At 39.9% G+C, this 4,662-nt stretch carries 3 protein-coding genes; all 3 read left to right on the top strand.

Going from position 1 to position 4,662, the window contains the following annotated elements:
• The coding region (locus tag QZ565_RS08220; RefSeq protein WP_295528077.1) for an AAA domain-containing protein at positions 1–699 on the top strand (699 nt) is incomplete at its 5' end.
• A gap of 13 nt (positions 700–712) precedes the next feature.
• Positions 713–3,361: a valine--tRNA ligase gene (locus QZ565_RS08215; RefSeq protein ID WP_295528074.1), complete on the top strand. Its 2,649-nt coding sequence runs from the start codon at positions 713–715 to the stop codon at positions 3,359–3,361.
• 143 nt (positions 3,362–3,504) lie between these two features.
• Positions 3,505–4,662: AAA family ATPase (locus QZ565_RS08210; protein ID WP_295528071.1), on the top strand; the 1,158-nt coding region annotated here is incomplete at its 3' end.

Genomic DNA, 4,662 nt, shown 5'->3' with positions numbered 1-4,662 from the left:
GATAAAAATATTTTAGGATTTTTAGCACAGCACCACAAGATAGACTCTAAATATCTTGTATCATCAACGCAAGAATTGATGGATTCTGCTAGTAAATATGGTTTTAAAAAACAAGATGGGACATGGATAGGACTTCCTCTCTGGGTTCATCGTCGTTCTAGTGATCCGATGTTCAGTATTTCCAATAAAATTTCTTATGATAACTTAATGGTTCAAGGAAAGGAAGAAACTCGAGGTCTGGGAGAATGGTTTGACGTTGGTGGAGGTGCTAAGGATAAATTTGTTCCTGAGCAAGCTGATTATTTGAAAGAAGAGTTGCAGAAAAGACATGAGGAATTTGATGATATTTATGTCATTACTCCTTTTAAAAATGTATCGGTTCAACTAGCAAAAGAACTAGATAAAATCGGTTTTACAAAGCGGGAAAATGGAAAACCTATAAATGTAGGGACGGTACATACTTTCCAAGGAAAAGAAAATAAGATTGTATATTTTGTGCTTGGAGCAGATAATATGAGTGAGGGGGCTGCTCGCTGGGCTGTCTCTGAACCCAATATTTTAAACGTTGCAGCGACTAGAGCTAAAGAAGAATTTTATATTATTGGGAATAAATCTCTTTACAAAGCCACACAGAGCCCTATTATAAGAGATACTATTGATATTTTAGATGCTTATCAAAGTAGCTTAGAAATTAACTAGAAAGGACAAATACATGTCTAAAGAACTTTCACCTAAATACAATCCAGCCGAGGTTGAGGCTGGTCGTTACCAAAAATGGCTTGATGCTGATGTTTTCAAGCCTTCAGGCGATCAAAAGGCTAAGCCTTATTCAATCGTCATTCCACCACCAAACGTAACTGGTAAGCTTCACCTTGGTCACGCTTGGGATACGACTTTGCAGGATATCATCATCCGTCAAAAACGCATGCAAGGTTTTGACACGCTTTGGCTTCCAGGAATGGACCATGCAGGGATTGCAACTCAAGCTAAGGTTGAGGAGCGCTTGCGTGGTGAGGGCATTAGTCGTTATGACCTTGGTCGTGAAAAATTCTTGGAAAAAGTCTGGGAATGGAAAGACGAATATGCGACAACCATCAAGGAACAGTGGGGCAAGATGGGGCTCTCTGTAGACTATTCTCGTGAGCGTTTCACTCTTGATGAAGGTTTGTCAAAAGCCGTTCGCAAGGTCTTTGTGGATCTTTACAAGAAAGGCTGGATCTACCGTGGTGAGTTTATCATCAACTGGGACCCAGCAGCTCGTACAGCCCTTTCTGATATCGAAGTTATTCACAAGGATGTCGAAGGTGCCTTCTACCACATGAACTACATGCTGGAAGACGGTTCACGCGCCCTTGAAGTTGCGACAACTCGTCCTGAGACCATGTTTGGGGACGTTGCCGTTGCGGTCAATCCAGAAGATCCACGTTACAAGGATTTGATTGGTAAAAATGTCATCCTTCCAATCGCTAATAAATTGATTCCAATCGTTGGGGACGAGCACGCTAATCCTGAGTTTGGTACCGGTGTCGTGAAAATCACACCTGCCCATGATCCAAACGACTTCTTGGTTGGTCAACGACACAACTTGCCACAAGTCAATGTCATGAATGACGACGGAACTATGAATGATTTGGCCTTCGAATTTGCAGGTATGGACCGTTTTGAAGCTCGTAAGGCTGTCGTTGCTAAGTTAGAAGAAATCGGCGCCCTCGTTAAAATCGAAAAACGTGTTCACAGTGTTGGTCACTCAGAGCGTACAGGTGTAGTTGTTGAGCCACGCTTGTCTACTCAATGGTTCGTCAAGATGGATCAATTGGCTAAGAATGCCATTGCCAACCAAGACACAGAGGACAAGGTAGAATTTTACCCACCTCGTTTCAACGATACCTTCCTTCAATGGATGGAAAATGTCCACGACTGGGTTATCTCTCGTCAGCTCTGGTGGGGCCACCAAATCCCTGCTTGGTACAATGCTGAGGGTGAAATGTACGTCGGCGAAGAAGCTCCAAAAGGTGACGGATGGACTCAAGACGAAGACGTCTTGGATACTTGGTTCAGTTCTGCCCTTTGGCCATTCTCAACCATGGGCTGGCCTGATGTCGACTCAGAAGACTTCAAACGTTACTTCCCAACTTCAACTTTGGTAACAGGTTACGATATCATCTTCTTCTGGGTGTCTCGTATGATCTTCCAATCTTTGGAATTCACTGGCCGTCAGCCATTCCAAAACGTTCTTATCCACGGTCTCATTCGTGACGAGCAAGGACGCAAAATGTCTAAATCTCTCGGAAACGGGATTGACCCAATGGATGTTATCGAAAAATACGGTGCCGATGCCCTTCGCTGGTTCCTTTCAAACGGTTCTGCACCTGGTCAAGACGTGCGCTTCTCTTACGAGAAAATGGATGCTTCATGGAACTTCATTAACAAAATCTGGAACATCTCTCGCTACATCCTCATGAACAATGAAGGCTTGACCCTTGAGCAAGCAACTGCCAATGTGGAAAAAGTTGTCAACAAGGAAGCTGGAAACGTCACAGACCGCTGGATTCTTCATAACCTCAATGAAACTATCGGCAAAGTTACTGAAAACTTTGACAAGTTTGAATTTGGTGTGGCTGGTCACATCCTCTACAACTTCATCTGGGACGAGTTTGCGGACTGGTATGTTGAGTTGACCAAGGAAGTCCTTTATAGCGATAATGAAGAAGAGAAAGTTATCACACGTTCTGTTCTCCTTTACACTTTGGACAAGATCCTTCGTCTCCTTCATCCAATCATGCCATTCGTGACAGAGGAAATCTTTGGACAAATCTCAGAAGGCTCTATCGTTACAGCGGAATACCCAACTGTTAACCCAGCCTTTGAAGACCTTGCAGCTCACACTGGCGTGGAAAGTCTCAAAGACTTGATCCGTGCTGTTCGTAATGCACGTGCGGAAGTAAACGTAGCACCAAGCAAGCCTATCACAATCCTTGTTAAGACAAGCGATAGCGACTTGGAAGCCTTCTTTAACAGCAATGTTAACTACATCAAACGCTTCACAAATCCAGAACACTTGGAAATCGCATCAAACATCCCTGCACCTGAACTCGCTATGTCAAGCGTCATCACAGGAGCAGAAATCTACTTGCCACTGGCAGACCTCCTCAATGTCGAAGAAGAACTATCTCGTCTCGACAAGGAACTGGCTAAATGGCAAAAAGAACTGGATATGGTCGGTAAGAAGCTCTCTAACGAACGCTTCGTAGCCAATGCCAAACCAGAAGTCGTCCAAAAAGAACGCGACAAACAAGCCGACTACCAAGCTAAGTACGACGCGACCGTAGCACGTATTGATGAAATGAAGAAGTTGGTGTAATATAGTGTTGACGGTATAAAGTAACCATTTTGTGTAATCTTTTGCTAATTTTTACTTGCGCAGTTTACACTAAATGGTTTTTTATTAGGCTAAATAATCCAGAAATAAATATGAATTAAATATTCTTTTAGGAGTAAATTTTCATGTTAGAAAAAATTCAATTTATAAATTATAAATGTTTTGAAAATGCTACAATCCCGTTAAGAGATATTACAATTGCTGTAGGAAAGAATAATGCTGGGAAGTCTACTATGATTGAGGGGTTGCGATTGCTATCACTTGCAATAAAAAGTGGTTCAAAACAGACTTATAAAGATTTGCCCTCTATTTTTCAGCAGAGAAACAAAAAATCAAAGAAACTTAAGTTAGATTCTTTGAAGATTGATCTACGGACAGTATCTCATTTTTACAAAGAAGATATTATTTCAAAAATAATAGGATATTTTAATGATAAGAATAAGATTGAAATTTATATTTCAGATGATGTTGCTTATGCTTGTTATTATGATAAATTGGGAAGAAATATAAAAAGTGCAAATAAATTTCTAGCAAGTACCTTTTCAAGAGTTGAGATATTACCTCAAATTGGATTAATTAAAGAAGAAGAAAGACAGTTAGCTGGAAGTACAATTGTTAATGGTCGAGATACTTATTTGTCTAGTAGGCACTTTAGAAATGAGATATTAGATGAGAAAACAAAGGATGTAACAGTTTACAAAGAATTTTGTCAGTTAGCAGAGCAAACTTGGCAAGGTTTGAAAGTAAAAGAATTGATTGCACCGTCAAGAGGATTTACAGGGGATAGCACTCCTCCGATCCAATTGATCATAGAAGCAGATAGATTTACTTCGGAGATAGGCTATATGGGGAGTGGTCTTCAAATGTGGCTCCAGATTATTTGGTTTATTTGCAAATCTGCAAATTCTGAGACTGTGATATTAGATGAACCAGATGTTTATATGCATCCAGACTTACAGAGAAGTTTAGTAAAAATTGTAAAGAATAGATTTAAGCAGGTAATTATTGCTTCACATTCAGTGGAAATTTTATCAGAAGTTAATCCTGAAAATGTACTAATGATTGATAAATCTAAACAAACAATGAAATTTTCTTCGGACATCATTTCTGTACAAAATACATTGGAGAATTTAGGCAGTTCGCAAAACATTACATTATTAAGGATTGCGAATTCTAAAAAATGCATTTTTGTCGAGAATTCAAGTGATTTAAAAATCTTAAATAAAATTTATGAAAAATGTTATCCTGAAAATAACGATTCATTACTAACACTTCCATTCGTG

It is taken from the genome of uncultured Streptococcus sp., assembly GCF_915066115.1.
Lineage (GTDB): Bacteria > Bacillota > Bacilli > Lactobacillales > Streptococcaceae > Streptococcus.
The sequence above is the reverse complement of the archived record's forward strand: the minus strand, read 5'-3'. Positions and strand labels throughout refer to the sequence as shown.

Bases quoted from the DNA above. Each gene is read 5' to 3' on its own strand.
- QZ565_RS08215 (WP_295528074.1), top strand. From the start codon at position 713: ATGTCTAAAGAACTTTCACCTAAATACAATCCAGCCGAGGTTGAGGCT.